Here is a 16,686-nt window from a genome sequence, read left to right as displayed (position 1 = left end):
GATGAGCGGGGAGAATGAGGGGGTCGCGATCGCGACCGAACACACTCTACCGTAACGAGAGGGTTGCGGGATCGGGGATGCCATGAGCGACGCGCGACCGATGCAGATCGGCGAGCTCGCGGAGCGGACGGGCCTGTCGATCCGCACGCTGCGCCACTACGACGAGATCGGGCTCCTCGTGCCCTCCGCCCGCAGCGACGGCGGCTTCCGCCTCTACACGCCCGACGACGAGTCGCGCCTGCTGCTGATCCGCCGGATGAAGCCGCTGGGCTATTCGCTCGAGCAAATGGGGGAGTTGCTCTCGGTGGTCGACGGCCTCGCCGACCGGCCGGACGACGACGCCCTCGGCGAGCGTCTCGAGGCCATCCGGACCGAGGCCATGGAGAGGCGCGAGACACTCCGCCGCCAACTCGACGCGGCCGACGAGTTCGTCGCCCAACTGGCCGCGCGATGACCGTCCACGACATCGAGTTGACGGGGTTCGGCGTGCGGCTCACCCCGGCTCACCCCGACGACGCCGCCGCGGCCTGGCCCCTCACCGACGCCGACCTCTGGGCCCGGATGACCACGCCATGGCCCGAGTCCGTGCCGGCCTATGCCGCGCGCGTCGAGGAGCAGCGGGCGGCACCGGGACTCTTCGCCTTCACGGTTCGGGATGCAGCGACCGGCGAGGTCCGCGGCTCCACGACGCTCTACGACTACGCGCCGTCTCAGTCCCGGGTCGAGATCGGCACGACCTGGTACGGCCGGGCGTTTCAGGGCGGTGCCACCAACCCCGCCGCGAAGCGGTTGCTGCTCGCGCACGCCTTCGACGGGTGGGGCGTGAACCGTGTCGCGCTCCGCTGCGATGCACGCAATGAACGCAGCGCGCGAGCGATCGAGAGGCTCGGCGCCACTCGGGAGGGTCTGCTCCGTCACCACCGCATCGCGCCCGACGGCTCCGTCGGCGACACGCTGTACTTCTCGATCCTCCGTGCGGAGTGGCCGGCGGTGCGTGCGGGGCTGGATGAGCGCCTCGGGCTCTGAGTTCCGGGGTGTCGTGCCCGTGCCGCGGTAGCGGTGGATGCCGTACCGGTCATGCCCTCGCGGGGACAGTGTACCGGCGTCAGTCGGTGGGGGTCGGTGCGTCGGTGCGGCTGCGCCGCACGTCGCCGGGCTGCGCGACGTCGGTCGGATCGGCCGTCGCGATCATGTGCTCGACCATTCGCAGGTGCTTTTCCATGGCGGCTTTGGCGAGTTCGGGATCGCGCGCGGCGATGGCCGCATAAATAGCCTCGTGCCCCTCGTGCGATGTGCGCCGTGATTCGCTCGTGATGTGCGATTGCTGGCGCACGCCGGACACCCATTCTGCGGCCAGCTCTTGCAGCGTGGAGAGCAGTGGATTGCGGGCGGCGTGGGCGACGAGCTGATGGAACTCGATGTCGAGTCTCAACGATTCCGAAGGCGTCAGTCCGCTGTGGCTTCGCTCCAGGGCGTCCCGCAGTTGTACCAGGTTCGCCCGGGTCGCCCGTTGTGCGGCGAGGGCGGCGATCGGCGGCTCGATGGTGGCCCGCAACTCGGCGGCGTGCGATTGCTGGGTGCTGCGCGCCGAAATCAATGCACCGAACTGGGGGCGGTGGTCGGTGTCGAGGACAATGGTGCCGCGTCCGCGCGTGCGCTCGATGAGGCCCTTTGCCTCGAGCTCGTACATCGCTTCTCGCAGTGTCGTTCGAGACACCGACAAAGTGGTGGCGAGTGCTCTTTCCGCGGGGAGGCGCGAGCCTGCCTCGAGATGACCGGTGACGATGAGGTGCTCGAGGTGCGCGGCCAGATTCACGGCGACGGACTCCACGCGTTGCGGAGCGGGGGGTACTACGACGGGGTCCACACTTCGCCTTTCCTGGTGATTCATCCTAGGGGCCCGCCGTAATCGTCGAGATATTTCAGGACGATCACCACTCGTGAAGTTCCTGTTACGGCGAGGGGACGGCGTCAAGGTTGCCCCTAACGTCAGTGGTCCAACCATCCAACCAATTGCATCCTGCCGCCGACCTCCCGAAAGGCTCGCCATGTCCTTGCGTCGTCCCGCCCTCGTGTTCACCGCCGTCGCGCTCCTCGCCCTCACCGGCTGTTCCGGTGCCGCCTCCTCTTCCTCCGGAGACTCCGCGGCTCCCGCGAACGCGACCGACTTCAGCGCCGTCGCCGATTCGGCGGCATGCGCGAGCCTGCGTGACGCGCACCCGGATCTGGTCGGCACCACCCAGACGAACGCCATCAACCCGTTCACGCCCGGCTACGAGACCGTCAATCCCGAGAACCCCGACGAGTACCAGGGTTTCGACATCGACCTGGGCAACGCGATCGCCGCGTGCCTCGGCTTCACCGTCGATTACGTTCCGGTGGGCTTCGCCGAGCTGGTCCCGACGGTGGCGAGCGGTCGCGCGGACTGGATCATCTCCAACCTGTACGCCACGAAGGAGCGCGCCGCGGGGGGTGTCGACTTCGTGAACTACTCCAAGGTGTACGACGGCGTCCTCGTGGCCTCGGGCAACCCCAAGAGCATCACGGGCATCGACACCTCGCTGTGCGGCCTGACCGTGGCCTTGAACAAGGGCTACGTCGAGGTGCCGCTGGTCGAGGCGGTCGGTCCCGACTGCGAGGCCGCGGGGCTGGACGCCCCGACCCTGAGCCTGTTCGACAGCAGCGCGGACTGTGTCCAGGCGATCCTCGCCGGTCGGGCCGACGCCTACATGAACGACGTGAACACGGTGAACCGGTACATCGCCGAGCACCCCGACGAGCTCGCGTCGGCCGACACCCTGATGCTCGACTACACCATCGGCATCGGTGTGCCCGCGGGCAACACCGACTTCCGCGACGCCGTGGTGGGAGCGCTGACCGAGATCCAGACGTCGGGTCTGCAGGCGGAGTTCGCGACGAAGTGGCAGCTGGATGCCAACGCGGTCGCGGAGCCGACCATCCTGAGCGCCGACTGAGCACGACGCCTTCCCCGAGCAGAGATCGAGAACCATGGACGAGTTCCTGCGATATCTGACCTTGCCGTACCTCTGGCAGGGCATCTCCTTCACCGCCCAGCTGACCGCTCTGGGATTCGTCGGTGGTCTGCTGCTCGGAGGGGTCTTGGCTGCCATGCAGCTGACACCCTTCCGGGCGGTCCGCGGCATCGCCCGGGCCTACGTCGTGATCTTCCGCGGCACCCCGCTGATCCTTCAGCTGGTGTTCGTCTTCACGGCGCTGCCGCACGCGGGGATCTCGCTCCCGCCGATCCTGGCGGGCGGTGTCGCACTGGCTTTGAACGAGGCCACGTTCATCGCGGAGATCATCCGCAGCGCCATCCGTGGTGTGGACCCGGGGCAGACGGCCGCGGGTCGCTCCCTGGGGCTCGCCCCGACCCGGGTCCTGCGATCGGTCGTCTGGCCGCAGGCCGTGCGCTCGATGGTGCCCGCGCTGGGGAACGAGGCCGTCGCGACGATGAAGAACTCGGCCCTGGCCTCGGTGATCGCCGTGCCGGAGCTGACGTTGCGCACGCAGCAGCTCGCCTCGGCGACGTTCGACTACTTCTCGATCTACTTCGCCACCGGCGTGATGTACCTGCTGTTGACGGGGGTGCTCACGGGAGTGCAGCTGCTGCTGGAAGACGTGCTCGACCTCGATCGCACGCACCGTCGGTCGCTGCTCGGGCGCATGTTCGGTGGTCGGCGCGGCCGAAAGGCCGCGCCGACTCCGATCGAGCCGCTCTCCGAGCAGAAGGCCCGTGAGCTGCAAGCGGAGGTCGCCGATGCGTTGACGACCGAACCCCGCTCAGCCGGTGAGGTGCTCGTGCGCCTCGAGGGCGTGGAGAAGTCGTACGGAGACAATACGGTGCTGCGCTCGGTCTCGCTCGAGGTGCGAGAGGGAGAGGTCGTGGCTCTGCTGGGCCCGAGCGGTTCCGGCAAGAGCACGCTGCTACGGGCGATCAGCGCTCTGGAACCGTACGACGGCGGGCTCATCCAGATCGGCGACGCGCGGATCGGCTTCGACGCCGCCGGCAAGCGGCTCGGGGAGCGCGCGCTCGCCGCGCAGCGCCGGACGGTCGGCATCGGAATGGTGTTCCAGCAGTTCAACCTCTTCGCCCACCTCACCGCTCGGGCCAACATCGCCCGACCGCTGCAGTGGGTGCGAGGAACGTCGAAAACGGACTCCGCCGAGAGGGCGGAGGAACTGCTCCGCCGGGTGGGGATGTTGGGGCGCGCCGACGACCTTCCCCGCCGACTGTCGGGAGGACAGCAGCAGCGCGTGGGCATCGCGCGCGCGATCGCGATGGACCCGCGCGTTCTGCTGCTGGACGAGCCCACCAGCGCCCTGGATCCGGAACTGGTGATCGAGGTGCTCGCGGTGATCCGTGGCCTCGCACACCACCACGGGCTGACCATGATCATCGCCACCCATCAGCTCGGCTTCGCCCGCGAGGTCGCCGATCGCGCCGTGTTCATGGCCGGGGGAGTGGTCGTGGAAGAAGGCCCCGCCCGCACCCTCCTGACCGCGCCTCGAGAAGAGGCCACCAAGCGCTTCGTGCGCACGATGACAGAGGCAGAAGTATGACCCAGCTCCAGAGATTCACCTTCGACCCCGGCACCGGCGCACCGCCGCCCGTCGGACCGTTCTCGCACGCCACCCGGTGGGGCGACCAGCTCTTCGTCACGGGGCAGATGCCCACCGATCCCGCCACCGGTGCGCTGATCTCCGGCGGGGTCGTCGAGCAGACCCGCCAGGTGATGCGCAACCTGCAGGCGGTGCTCCAGCCCTTCGGCGCCTCGCTCGACGACGCCCTGATGGTGCGGGTCTACCTCACCGATTTCGGGGACTTCGCCGCCATGAACGAAGAGTACGAACGATGGTTCTCCGCCCCCAGGCCGAGCCGTACCTGCGTCGGCGTCACCGGACTCGCCGTCGACGCCCTCGTCGAGATCGACCTCATCGTCGGACTCCCCGACGATGCCGCACACCGCACGGAGGGCAGATGAACGCTCACATCCTGCAGCCGCACACCGGCGCGATCCGGGGCGACCGCTATCTCGCATCCGACCCCGACACGGTCAGCTGGGGGTGGCTCGCCAATCGGGCCACCGCACCGGTCGCCTCCCTCGGATCCGGGCAGTCGATCACCATCGACACCGTCAGCCACGAGGGGATCCTCGACGACCAGGGCCGCGACCCCCTGCGTTATCTCGCTCAGTTCGGCGTCGACCGCGCAGCCGTTCTCGACGACGTCGTCGCCATCGCCGGCAGCTCCATCGCGAACGGCCCCGACGACGGTCCCCATGTGGTCACCGGGCCCATCCACGTGGATGGCGCGAGACCCGGCGATCTCTTGAAGATCGACATCCTCGATCTGGCACCGCGCGTGCCCTACGGCTTCGTGAGCAGTCGACACGGCTACGGATCCCTCGTGGACGAGTACCCCGAACCCGACGGGTGGCGCCACGACGACGACAAGATCACCGCCCCGGGGACCATCTCGCACTTCTGTCGGGTCCGCGGGGCCGACGGGTCACCCGCCCAGGGCGTGCTGGACGCCGGGAAGGGGCGCACCCTCCCCTTCGGCCTGGCGCCCTTCCTGGGACTCATGGGGGTGGCCGTCGACACCGACGACCCCGTTCCCTCGGTCCCACCCGGACGGCACGGCGGGAACATCGACGTGAAGCACGCCGTCGTCGGCACCACGCTGTACCTCCCGGTGCAGGTCGACGGTGCGGGCTTCTACACCGGGGATCCGCACTTCGCCCAGGGCAACGGCGAGGTGGCCCTCACCGCGCTCGAAGCGTCGTTGCGCGCCACTCTCCGGCTCACCGTCCTGCCGGCGAATCTGCGGGCGAGCACCGTCGGCGGCGTCGACGTGCCGTTCCTCGAGACGCCGACGCACTGGATCCCCACCGGAATGGACCCCGACCTCGACGTGGCGACGCAGCGGGCGGTCCGCAACGCCATCGCGTTCCTGAACACCAGATTCGACGTGCCCCGCTCCATCGCCATGGCGTACCTCTCGGCGGCCGCCGACTTCGAGATCTCCCAGGTCGTCGACGCCGTGAAGGGCGTGCATTGCATGATCCGCAAGGCCGACTTCGCCACCTGGATCTGACGCGCACTCACGGAGCGATGGCGGGGTCGGCGGCGCTCGCCGTGTAAGCTTTCCCGTTGGAAGTGTGTCCGAGCGGCCTAAGGAGCATGGCTGGAATCCATGTAGGCGGGGTAACTCGCCTCGCAGGTTCAAATCCTGTCACTTCCGCCGAACGAAGAGCGTCGTCCCTCACCGGGGCGGCGCTCTTCGCTTTCCCCGGCGGACCGCGACGCCGACTCCGAGCAGAGCTCGGACTCGACGCGCGACCGGTCCCGCCCCCTACCGTCCGACGGGTTCGCGCTCCGCGGACGCCGCACCCGGGCGCACGAGCAGCGAACGCGGCGCGAGTCGCGCGCCGAGGCGCCGGGGACGAGAGGCCGCGGCGGCGAGCGTGACGCGCGTCCGGTCGACGGCGTCGGCGAGGCCCGCTCCGGCGGAGGGGTCTATCGCGTCTCCGGCGTAGCTGACCTGCTCCAGCGCCGCGCGCAGCAGATCGAGGGCGTCGGCATCAGCGCCGTGGTCGGCGATCAGCCGCGCCGCGAACGCGCGGGGCGACTCGGCGGCGGGCGAGGGGATGCCGAGGTCGACGGCGTCTTCGCGCAGGGCGGTCCACGCGGCGACGGCGTCGCCCGCGCGCGCGGCGTGCAGACGTCGGCGACGCACGACGAGGCGCACCACGGCGGGAGTGGCCGCGAGCAGCACGACCAGCAGACCGGCGAGCGCCGCCGGCACCCAGGCGGCACCCCGGCCCGCGCCGGCGCCGGTGCCGACGCCGTCCTGGTCGCCGACGTCGACGCGTCCGTCCTGCGAGGGCGCGGTCGACGGCTGGGCGCCGGGGGTGGCGGCATCCTGCTGCGGCGTGGCGGGGGCGTTGGACGCCCCGTTGGGCGACGACGAGGCGAAGTTCGTCGGCACGCCGAGGCTGTTCGTCGGTTCGAACGGCACCCATCCGATGCCCTCGAAGTACACCTCGGGCCACGCGTGCAGCTGGCTGGAGCTGACGACGAAGGTCGTCCGTCCGTCCGAGGGGGTCCCGGTCGCCGAACCCGGGAGGTAGCCCACCACGATGCGCGACGGCATGTCGAGCGTGCGCGCCATCACGGCGAACGCCGAGGCGTAGTGCACGCAGTACCCCGCGCGCACCTGCAGGAAATCGGCCACGGCGTCGAGCCCCGCTCCGTCGAAGCCCGAGTCGACCGGGGCGTCGAGCGAATAGCGGAACTCGCTGCTGCGGAACCAGGTCTGCAGGGCGATCAGCGCGTCGTACGGGTTCTGCGTGCCCGCCGTGACCTCTCGCGCGGTGTCGCCGATGATGGCGGGCACATTCGCCGGGAGCGTGCGCACCGCGTCGCCGAGGTTGCCGCCGCCGACCGGCCGCGCGCGGATCTGCTCGAGGGTGGGACGCGCGACGGTCGACTGCACCTCGTACACCTGATCGCGTGTGGAGCCGGAGCGTGAGACGACGGTGCGGTTCTGCGGCATCCCGAGCCAGTCGCCCTGCAGGCCCGTCACCGTGGAGGCCGGGTAGGGCACCGGCAACCAGGGGCTGTCGAGCTGGTCGACGTCGATGTCGGTGGTCCAGTCGGCCACCGCGATCTCGCCGTCGACGACGAGCGGGTCGAACACGGGTGCGTCGTCGCGCACGGGCACGGTGTCGGAGCTGTCGGGCTGCCACACCGAGCCGTCGAAGCTCGACAGGGTCACCGCGCGCAGGTAGGGCGCCGACGGCGCGGTCGTGCGCACGCTCAGCACGTCGACGTCGCGCGGCTGACGCAGGTCGTTGCCGAGTTCGAGGTTGGGGTTGATGGTCGTTCCCACCCCGCCCGTGCCGCCCGAGGCGAAGCGCAGGCCGGGCTGGGGCAGCAGGGGGGTGGCGACGACGGCCACGATGACCGCGACGGCGGCGACGCCGAGGGCCGTCGCCGACGCGCCGACACGGCGCGGAGTCCTCGGGCGACGCGCGACGGGATCGGCCTGCACCCGCGCGCGGGTGTCGATGCGCAGCAGGAAGAGCAGAGCCGCGGCCAGCACGACGAAGCTCCAGACGTCGACGTCGGAGGGGATCGCGATCGTCGGGATGAGCGACACGGCGACCAGTCCCACGCCCGCGAGCAGGGGCATGCGCGCCGTGAGGACGACGTGATCGAGCACGATCGCCAGGGCCCCGAAGGCGGCGACCAAGAGGAAGCTCAGCCCGGTGGCGGCCGACACCGGGGCCACGCCGACGCGGATCTCCTCCGCCGCGGCGTCGAGCAGTCCGGGAACGGATGCCACGGTGGCCGGCGTCGGGATCAGCCCGAGCAGCGCGGTCGGACGCCCGAACATCGCCGTCAGCAGCACCACCCAGACGACGACCTCGACGAGGCTGGCCGCGAGGGCCGGCAGACGCGCGAGCCGCACGCCGAGACCCGCCGCGAGGACCGCCGCTGAAAGGCCGGCGGCGCCCGCCACCCACGAGCCCGGCGCGATGACCGAGAACGCCGGCAGCATCGCCGCGGCGAGGGCGACGAACAATCCGATGCTGAGCAGTGTCGCATCGCGTCGGCGCCGCGGGGAGCGCAGCACCGTCACATCACCGGTCGACACGGGCGTACCCCTGTTCCATCGCTGCGTCCCAGCTCTCGGCGATGTCGCCGCGGGGTCGCAGGGTGCTCGCGCGCCAGCCGGCGTGCCATAGGGCGTCGAGCTCGGTGTGCTCGGCCACCGCGAGCAGCACCGCGAGAGACGATCGCGGAGCGGTCGATCCGAGGCCCGCGCGGTCGTCGGGGGTCAACGAGCCCGTGACGACCACGAGCGGTCCGAGCAGGGCGGCGGCCGAGGCGGGCAGCACGCGCCGCGACTCGTCGTCGGGCCGCGCCGTGAGCGTGGCGAACATCGCCGCGGCGGCGCGCGCCTCGAAGTCGTCGCCGCCCTCGACGGGGTCGACCAGCAGGGTGCCGTCGCTGTCGACGACGTCGACCGTGTACCCCTCGTGCACGAGACGCGCGAGAACCGAGACGCAGGCGCTCACCGCCGTCTCGAACGCGGGGTCGCTCGCGGGGGCGAGCGCGGCGGCCGGCGACCAGCGCGAGACGGCGCGGTCGAGGACGACGGTCGCCGCGGGGCTGGACTCCTGCTCCTCCTGGCGCACCATGAGCATGTCGCGGTGCGCGGTGGCGCGCCAATGGATGCGGCGCATCGAATCGCCGGGCGCGTAGGGACGGGCGACGAGGTTGTCGGCCCCCTGTCCCAGCTGCAGCGCGGCGGTCTGCCGTGTTCCCCCGGCCTCTCCCGACGCTGACGGCAGGGCCGCGAGGTCGATCACGGCCGGGGCGACGGTGACGGGGGTCGGTCGGCCCAGGCGCAGGCGTCGCCGGAGCACCCCGAACGGATCGGTCGTGGTCACCTCGAGCGGTCCGAGCGAATGGATGCCGCGCGCCGCGCCGACGACGTCGTAACGCAGCTCCACCGCGGCGGCGGCGGGGAAGCTGCCCCGGGCGCGTCCCGCGAGGCCGGCGGGAACGACGTCGCTCCATCGCCCGGCCGACGCGGGGAGGGCGCTGCGCAGACCCGCGCGCACGACCACCTCGGCCCGAGCGCCGACCTCGGGCACATCGGGTGAGACCGCGCGGGTCACCTCGCCCGCGCCGCGGGTCAGCAGCAGCACGACGGCCGAACCCGCGAGCAGCGCGACGAGCAGCGTGCCGAAGTACATCAGTTCGGGGATGCCGGCTTGCCGCGCCACCACGAACGACGTCACCGCCAGCACCAGCGCCCCCGTGCCTCGCAGGGTGAAGGGCCAGAGTCGACTCACGCGGGGCTCACGGTCGCGGGGCGAGCGGCACGCGCACGCTGGCGGCTATCCGATCGAGCGCCTCGGCGACCACCGCGGCTCCGGCACGCCCACCGGCCGCTGAGCGATTGGCGATGAGGCGGTGGGCGAAGACGGGCGACAGCAGCGCGGTGAGGTCGTCGGGAATGACGTACGAGCGCCCGTCGAGGGCCGCGCGCACCTTCGCCGCGCGCACGAGCTGCAGGGTCGCGCGCGGGCTGGCGCCCAGACGGATGTCGGGGTGGCTGCGGGTGGCCTGCGCGAGCGCCACGACGTACTCCTCGAGCGCGGGGGCGAGGTGAACACCGCGTGCCCACGCGATCATCGCGGTCACCTGTTTGGCCGTGACGGCGGGCGTCAGGGCGTCGAGCGGATTGACCGTGTCGCGCTGGCGCAGCATGAGCGCCTCGGCCGCGGCATCGGGGTAGCCCATCGAGATGCGCAGCAGGAAGCGGTCGCGCTGCGCCTCGGGAAGGGCGTACGTGCCCTCCATCTCGAGGGGGTTCTGGGTCGCGACGACCAGGAACGGCGAGGGGAGCACGTGCGTGCGCCCGTCGACGGTCACCTGGCGCTCCTCCATCGCCTCGAGCAGCGACGACTGCGTCTTGGGGGAGGAGCGGTTGATCTCGTCGGCGATGACGATGTGGGCGAACACCGCGCCGGGGGTGAATTCGAACTGCCGCTGGACCGGGTTGAACACCGACACGCCCGTGATGTCGCCGGGCAGCAGGTCGGGGGTGAACTGGATGCGACGGACGTCGGCGTCGACGGTCGCGGCCAGCGCCCGCGCGAGCATGGTCTTGCCCACGCCCGGCACGTCTTCGATGAGCAGGTGGCCCTCGGCCAGCAGCGCGATCAGGGCACTCCGCACGGCATCCGGCTTGCCGTCGATGACGCGCGAGATGGATGCGACGATCTCCCCGGTCAGACGGGCGAACGTCGCCGCGGTGAGCGGCTCGTCGATCCCGGGGCGTGCGGGGGCGGTGTCGGAGCGGCGCATCCGTGAGGCCGCATCGGGCATGACCGTCTCGTCCATGGCATCCCTTGGGTCGCGAGCGGAGGCGCGTCGTGGCCACCGTGACCTGATCGTAACCCGGGCCGCGGACACCGGGGCCCGAAACCAGCGGGTGCCCAGGCGTCACTCGGCCGATGCACCGGCCCCTAGGATCGGGGAGCGTTGATCCACCCGAGGAGCCGCGCATGTCCGATGCCACCCCGTCCCTGCCCGCTTTCACCCACGTGCTCGCCGTCGACATCGGCGGGACCAAGGTCGATGCGGCCCTCGTGTCGGTCTCGGGCGAGGTGGTGCGCGAGAGCGTGACCCGCCGTCCGACCGGCCGCGAGAACGATCGCGCGACCATCGCGAGCAACGTGCGCGCAGCCGCCGAAGAAGCGCTCGCCGCGGTCCCCGGGGCCACCGTCGGGGCGATCGGGGTGGGCAGCGCCGGTCCCGTCGACCTGCCGTCGCGCTCGGTCTCGCCGCTGAATCTGCCGCTGGCGGCGGGCCTTCCGATCGACGACGTCCTGGCGGGCCTCGTCGACGGCCCCCTGCACCTCGCCCTCGACGGCACGTGCATCGCGCTCGCCGAGCACTGGCGCGGCGCCCTGGTCGGGTGCGACGACGCGATGGCCATCGTCGTGTCGACCGGGGTCGGCGGGGGCTTCGTGCTGGGAGGCCACCCCGTCACGGGTGCGAGCGGCAACGCGGGGCACCTCGGTCAGACCTTCGTGCGCACGATCGAGGGCGATGAGGTCGTGGCCTCCACGCTCGAGGCCGTCGCCGCCGGGCCCGGCACCGTCGCGTGGGCGCGCACCCAGGGCTGGACGGGCGAGACGGGTCTCGATCTGGCGGCCTCGCACGCCGCGGGAGACGCGATCGCGATCGCGGCCGTGAGCCGCTCGGCGACCGCGGTCGGGCAGGCGATCGCGGCGGCGGCGACGCTCTGCGACTTCGAGGCGGTGGCCATCGCCGGCGGGTTCTCCCAGGTCGCCCCCGACTACGTCGATCAGGTGCGCGCCGCAGCCCACGCGGCGTCGTTGCACGCCTACGCCCGCCGGTGCCGCGTGGTGGGTTCGGGTCTCGACGGTGACGGTCCGCTGCTCGGCGCGGCGGCGCTGGCGCTGCAGTCCTGACCTCCCACGGTGTCGCTGCGCCGCGTGGGGTCGATCCCCGCTCGGGCGTAATCTGAGGCGCAGGGCCCGCGCCGCGGACCGACGAGCGGAGGCGGGGGCCATGCGTACGGGATCCAACCTGCCCGCCGTGGGCGAGTACAACCAGACGCTGGTGCTCGACCTCATCCGCCGCTCGCCCGAGGGGCTCAGTCGCGTGGAGCTCTCGGCACGCACGGGGCTGAGCGCCCAGACGCTCAGCAACGTGACGCGCCGTCTCGCCGACGAGGGACTCATCGTCGAGGCCGGCAAGGTCATCTCGGGACCGGGAAAGCCCCGCACCCTGCTCAAGCTGCAGCCGCGCTCGCGTTTCGCGGTCGGGGTGCACCTCGACCCCGTCGTCGACACGATCGTGGTCGTCGACATGGCCGGCGAGGTGATCGCGCACGACGAGATCCCGCGTCTGCCGCACGCCGATGCCGCTGAGCTCGTGGAGGCCGTGGGCGCCGCCGTCGACGCGATCGTCGAGCGCGCCGGCATCCCGCGGGAACGCGTGCTCGGCGTCGGCGTCGCGGCCCCGGGCCCCTTCGACGCGCGCGGGGGCCGGCTGCTCGACCCGCCCCTGCTTCCGCAGTGGCACAACGTCCACGTCCGCGAGGATCTCGGGGCGGTGACCGGGCTTCCCGTCGTCGTCGAGAAGGACGTCACCGCGGCCATGATCGGCGAGATGTGGTTCGACCGCTCCGACGTGCTGAGCGACGCGATGTTCCTGTACTACGGCGCCGGAGTCGGCCTGGGAGTCGCCATCTCGGGCGCTCCGGTGCGCGGACGCACCGGCAACGCCGGCGGCATCGCGCACGTGGTCGTCGATCCCGACGGACCGCCCTGCGCGTGCGGGTCGCGCGGGTGCCTCGGGGTGTCGATCGAGCCGCGCGTGCTGTTGGCCGAGGCGGGCTACGACGCGGTCTCCGCCGACGACACGCGCCCCGATCTCGACCGTCTCGTGCGCGAAGCACGCGACGGGCACGCTCCCGCCGTCGCGGTGCTGCAGCGCACGGGGGAGCGGATCGCGCGCGCGCTGGTCGTGACGAACAACCTGCTCGACGTCGACGAGGTGGTGCTGGGGGGTCCCGTCTGGGAGCGTCTGGCCGAGGTGCTGCACGACACGGTCGCGACCCGCGTGGCGACCGACCCGGTGTCGACGTCGACGCGGGCGATCGTCGTCCGCGCCTCGAGCGTGGGCCTCGACGTCGCGGCCGTCGGCGCCGCCTGCCTCATGCTCGACGGGGCCTTCGCGGCTCGCCCGGCGCGCATGATGATCGCGATCTGACCCGTAATCCGGCGGGTCATAGCGCGCCGTGTCCTGATCGTTACGTCGCCGGTGGCCGCGCGACTTGCCGAGTTAGTCCATTTGATTTATAAAAGGTTCTGGCGACGCGGTGTCTCCACCCGAGCAAGGGAGCTTCCATGAAGAAACTGACGATGGCGGGCGGTCTTCTGACCGCGACCGCCCTGACCGTGGCCCTGGCCGGCTGCTCCGGCGGCAGCGGCGACGCGGGCGACGCGAACACCATCCGCGTGGCGTACCAGACCACGGCGACCTTCAACTCGATGCAGACGTTGATGGAGAACGCCAAGACGCAGTACGAGGCCGCGCACGAGGGCATGACGGTCGAGCTCGTTCCGATCCAGGCCGAGGGCGCCGACTACTACACGAAGCTCGCGCTGATGAACAAGTCGGCCAGCACCGCCCCCGACGTGCAGTACGAAGACACGTTCAAGATCCAGTCCGACGCGGCCGCCGGCTACCTGCTGCCCCTTGACGACTACCTCGCGAAGTGGGAGGACTGGTCGCAGTTCGCCGAGGGCGCCAAGCAGGCCGGCCTCGGCCCCGACGGCAAGACCTACGGCGTCTCGCTCGGCACCGACACCCGCGGCCTCTGGTACAACAAGGCCGTCTTCACCGCCGCCGGTATCCCCGTACCGTGGCAGCCGAAGACCTGGGACGACGTGCTCTCGGCCGCCGAGAAGGTCAAGTCGTCGAACCCCGACGTCATCCCCCTCAACGTCTACTCCGGCAAGACCGCCGGTGAGGCCGCGTCCATGCAGGGCCTCGAGATGCTGCTCTACGGCACCGAGGACACCCTCTACGACACCGACGCCAAGAAGTGGGTCGTCGGCAGCCAGGGCTTCAAGGACTCGCTGCAGTTCGTCTCCGACGTCTACCAGGGCGGCCTCGGCCCGTCGCTGCAGCAGGCGCTCGACCCCAACATCTTCACCAGCGTGACGGCCGATTGGCTGCCGTCGGGCAAGCTCGCCATGGCGCTCGACGGCTCGTGGCAGTCGGCCGCGTGGGTCGAGGGCGGCTCGGCCGCGTGGCCGGAGTGGAGCGACGCCCTCGGCATCGCCGCCATGCCGACCCAGGACGGTCAGGCTCCCGGCTCCACGAGCATGTCGGGCGGCTGGACCCTCGCGATCGGCAAGAACACCAAGAACGCCGACGCCGCGTGGGACTTCCTCTCGACCGCGGTGAACAAGGACAACGCCACCGCGTACGGCATCGACAACAGCCAGATCGCCGTGCGTGCCGACGTCGCCGAGTCGAGCGAGTACCTCGACGCGAACCCGAGCTTCAAGACCTTCTCGAGCTTCGTCGACACCACCCACTTCCGCCCCGCCACCGAGGACTACGACAAGATCTCCAACCAGATCCAGGTCGCCATGGAGGCCGTCATGACGGGCCAGTCCAGCGTCGATGACGCCGCCGCCGCCTACGACCAGGCCGTCATCGGCATCGTCGGCGAAGAGAACACCCAGCAGGGCTGATCGTGACCGCCCTGGCTTCCCCCGGGGCGACCGGAACCGGCCGGGGGTCGCGCGTGAAGACGCGCGGCCTCCGGTCGTCGGCCCGGGCGCTCCCCCTTCTGCCGGCAGCCCTGCTGCTCGCGGTGTTCCTGCTCGGCCCCATCCTGGTGTCGCTGTGGGGCTCCCTCACCAACGCCACCCTCTCGGGCTCGACGGCGGTGGACTCGCAGTTCATCGGATTCGACAACTACACCCAGCTCTTCCAGGCCCCCGACTTCCCGGTCTCGGTGATCAACACGATCGTGTTCGTGTTCTTCTCCGCCGTGATCGGTCAGAACGTGCTCGGCCTCGCTCTGGCGCTCATGATGCGCTCGGCGAACCGGGTCGTCACCGCCGTGGTCGGCACGATCGTCGTGACGGCGTGGGTGCTGCCCGAGATCGTCGCCGCGTTCGCCGCGTACGCGTTCTTCCGTGACAACGGCACGCTCAACGGCATCCTCGCGATCTTCGGTGCGGAGCCGGTGAGCTGGCTGTTCACGATGCCGGTGCTCATGATCATCTTCGCCAACATCTGGCGCGGTACGGCGTTCTCGATGATGGTCTACTCGGCCGCCCTCGCCGACGTCCCGCCCGAGATCACCGAGGCCGCCGAGGTCGACGGTGCCAGCGGCATCAAGCGCCTCTTCTTCATCACGATCCCGATGATCCGTTCGACCATCGGCACCAACTCGATGATCGTCACCCTGCAGACCCTCTCGGTCTTCACCCTGATCTTCGTCATGACCGGCGGTGGTCCGGGCAACAAGAGCACGACGCTGCCGATCCTCGCTTACCAGCAGGGTCTGAAGTTCGGCGAGCTGGGCTACGGCACGGCGATCGCGACGATCATGCTGCTCATCGGTGCGGTCTTCTCCTTCTTCTACGTCCGCGCCCTGCGCGAGGAGGTCTCGTCATGACCACCGCCACACTCCCCGAGGTGTCGGGCCGCAGCCGGGCCGCCGCCCGAGCCCCGAAGCGCACGAAGGCGTCCCTGTCGTCGCCCCGCACCCGCGTGCTGAGCTGGATCTCGAACACGCTGCTGATCGTCGTCGCCATCCTGTTCGTGGTGCCGCTCATCTGGCTGGTCACCGCCTCGCTCGACGCGCAGCCGACGCTGGCGATCAAGATGCCCGAGGTCGTCACCCTCGACAACTTCGCCGCCGTGATGAAGCCCGACCTGCTGTTCCTGCCGCTGTGGAACAGCGTGATGCTCGCCGGTGGCACCGCGATCGCGACGGTCGTGCTCGCGTCGCTGGCGGCGTACCCGCTGTCGCGCTACAAGATGCGCGTCGGAAAGCCCTTCCTCTACGCGGTGCTGTTCGGCACGTGCCTGCCGATCACGGCGATCATGGTGCCCGTCTACAGCCTGTTCGTGCAGCTGAACCTCATCGACTCGGTCGGCGGGACGATCCTGTTCCTCACCGCCAGCGCGCTGCCCATCGCGATCTGGATGATGAAGAACTTCATGGACGGCGTGCCCGTCGAGCTCGAGCACGCCGCGTGGATGGACGGCGCGGGTTCGATGCGCACGCTCGTGCAGATCGTGCTCCCGCTCATGCGCCCCGGCATCGCGGTGGTGTTCATCTTCACGTTCATCCAGGCGTGGGGGAACTTCTTCGTGCCCTTCGTGCTGCTGCTCAGCCCCGACTACCAGCCGGCCGCCGTCAGCATCTTCAACTTCTTCGGGTCGTTCGGAGCCGTGGCGTACGGCCAGCTCGCCGCGTACTCGATCGTCTACTCCCTTCCCGTCCTCGGCCTGTACGTCCTCGTGCAGCGCGGCCTCGGTGGTCCGTCGGCCCTCGCCGGCGCGGTCAAGGGCTGACCC

General features: G+C 70.7%; 15 protein-coding genes and 1 tRNA gene. 12 read left to right on the top strand and 4 right to left on the bottom strand.

What is annotated here, in order from left to right:
- Positions 1-82: 82 nt before the first annotated feature.
- Positions 83-454 carry a MerR family transcriptional regulator gene (locus ASG45_RS13360; protein ID WP_055838543.1) on the top strand — a complete coding sequence of 124 codons (372 nt, stop codon included), beginning with the start codon at positions 83-85 and terminating at the stop codon, positions 452-454.
- Positions 451-1,026 carry a GNAT family N-acetyltransferase gene (locus tag ASG45_RS13355; RefSeq protein ID WP_055838540.1) on the top strand — a complete coding sequence of 192 codons (576 nt, stop codon included), beginning with the start codon at positions 451-453 and terminating at the stop codon, positions 1,024-1,026. The genes ASG45_RS13360 and ASG45_RS13355 overlap by 4 nt, the downstream gene beginning before the upstream one ends.
- A 79-nt stretch (positions 1,027-1,105) precedes the next feature.
- On the opposite strand, the gene ASG45_RS13350 is transcribed toward ASG45_RS13355, so the two are convergent.
- Entirely contained in the window at positions 1,106-1,831 is a 726-nt protein-coding gene (locus ASG45_RS13350; protein WP_235561625.1) for a FadR/GntR family transcriptional regulator, read from the bottom strand.
- A 217-nt stretch (positions 1,832-2,048) separates the two neighbouring features.
- Here ASG45_RS13350 and ASG45_RS13345 point away from each other — a divergent pair, with 217 nt between their 5' ends.
- The 5 genes from ASG45_RS13345 (at position 2,049) to ASG45_RS13325 (ending at position 6,265) form a co-directional block, all read left to right on the top strand.
- Positions 2,049-2,975 (top strand): ABC transporter substrate-binding protein, encoded by a 927-nt coding sequence (locus ASG45_RS13345; RefSeq protein WP_055838536.1) that lies wholly within the window; start codon positions 2,049-2,051, stop codon positions 2,973-2,975.
- Between the two features lie 34 nt (positions 2,976-3,009).
- Positions 3,010-4,581 (top strand): amino acid ABC transporter permease/ATP-binding protein, encoded by a 1,572-nt coding sequence (locus ASG45_RS13340; protein ID WP_055838533.1) that lies wholly within the window; start codon positions 3,010-3,012, stop codon positions 4,579-4,581.
- Complete coding sequence (locus tag ASG45_RS13335; protein WP_055838530.1) at positions 4,578-5,003, top strand: RidA family protein; 426 nt, start codon at positions 4,578-4,580, stop codon at positions 5,001-5,003. Before ASG45_RS13340 ends, ASG45_RS13335 begins: the two co-directional genes overlap by 4 nt.
- Positions 5,000-6,118: an acetamidase/formamidase family protein gene (locus ASG45_RS13330; RefSeq protein WP_055838528.1), complete on the top strand. Its 1,119-nt coding sequence runs from the start codon at positions 5,000-5,002 to the stop codon at positions 6,116-6,118. Before ASG45_RS13335 ends, ASG45_RS13330 begins: the two co-directional genes overlap by 4 nt.
- 58 nt (positions 6,119-6,176) lie before the next feature.
- Positions 6,177-6,265 (top strand) — tRNA-Ser (locus ASG45_RS13325).
- A 111-nt stretch (positions 6,266-6,376) separates the two neighbouring features.
- Here ASG45_RS13325 and ASG45_RS13320 read toward each other — a convergent pair.
- From ASG45_RS13320 to ASG45_RS13310, 3 genes are read right to left on the bottom strand one after another with little or no spacing between them, the layout of a single operon-like run.
- On the bottom strand, positions 6,377-8,683 hold the full coding sequence (locus tag ASG45_RS13320) for a transglutaminase TgpA family protein (RefSeq protein WP_235561624.1): 2,307 nt from the start codon (positions 8,681-8,683) through the stop codon (positions 6,377-6,379).
- Positions 8,670-9,890, bottom strand: coding sequence for a DUF58 domain-containing protein (locus ASG45_RS13315; RefSeq protein ID WP_055838525.1), 1,221 nt, complete (start codon positions 9,888-9,890; stop codon positions 8,670-8,672). Before ASG45_RS13315 ends, ASG45_RS13320 begins: the two co-directional genes overlap by 14 nt.
- Before the next feature lie 7 nt (positions 9,891-9,897).
- Entirely contained in the window at positions 9,898-10,908 is a 1,011-nt protein-coding gene (locus ASG45_RS13310) for an AAA family ATPase (RefSeq protein WP_055839498.1), read from the bottom strand.
- A 200-nt stretch (positions 10,909-11,108) separates the two neighbouring features.
- On the opposite strand from ASG45_RS13310, the gene ASG45_RS13305 reads away from it, so the two are divergent.
- The 5 genes from ASG45_RS13305 (at position 11,109) to ASG45_RS13285 (ending at position 16,683) form a co-directional block, all read left to right on the top strand.
- Complete coding sequence (locus ASG45_RS13305) at positions 11,109-12,041, top strand: ROK family protein (protein ID WP_055838521.1); 933 nt, start codon at positions 11,109-11,111, stop codon at positions 12,039-12,041.
- A 100-nt stretch (positions 12,042-12,141) separates the two neighbouring features.
- The gene (locus tag ASG45_RS13300) at positions 12,142-13,347 is read left to right on the top strand and encodes an ROK family transcriptional regulator (protein WP_055838518.1); all 1,206 of its coding nucleotides are present in this window, start codon (positions 12,142-12,144) and stop codon (positions 13,345-13,347) included.
- A gap of 137 nt (positions 13,348-13,484) precedes the next feature.
- A complete protein-coding gene (locus ASG45_RS13295; RefSeq protein WP_055838514.1) occupies positions 13,485-14,843 on the top strand; it encodes an extracellular solute-binding protein in 1,359 nt (452 codons plus the stop codon).
- Positions 14,844-14,845: 2 nt separating this feature from the next.
- A complete protein-coding gene (locus ASG45_RS13290; RefSeq protein WP_055838512.1) occupies positions 14,846-15,778 on the top strand; it encodes a carbohydrate ABC transporter permease in 933 nt (310 codons plus the stop codon).
- Positions 15,775-16,683 carry a carbohydrate ABC transporter permease gene (locus ASG45_RS13285; RefSeq protein ID WP_235561623.1) on the top strand — a complete coding sequence of 303 codons (909 nt, stop codon included), beginning with the start codon at positions 15,775-15,777 and terminating at the stop codon, positions 16,681-16,683. Before ASG45_RS13290 ends, ASG45_RS13285 begins: the two co-directional genes overlap by 4 nt.
- Positions 16,684-16,686 lie beyond the last annotated feature (3 nt).

Source organism: Microbacterium sp. Leaf436, assembly GCF_001424715.1.
Classification (GTDB): Bacteria; Actinomycetota; Actinomycetes; order Actinomycetales; family Microbacteriaceae; genus Microbacterium.
The sequence above is the reverse complement of the archived record's forward strand: the minus strand, read 5'-3'. Positions and strand labels throughout refer to the sequence as shown.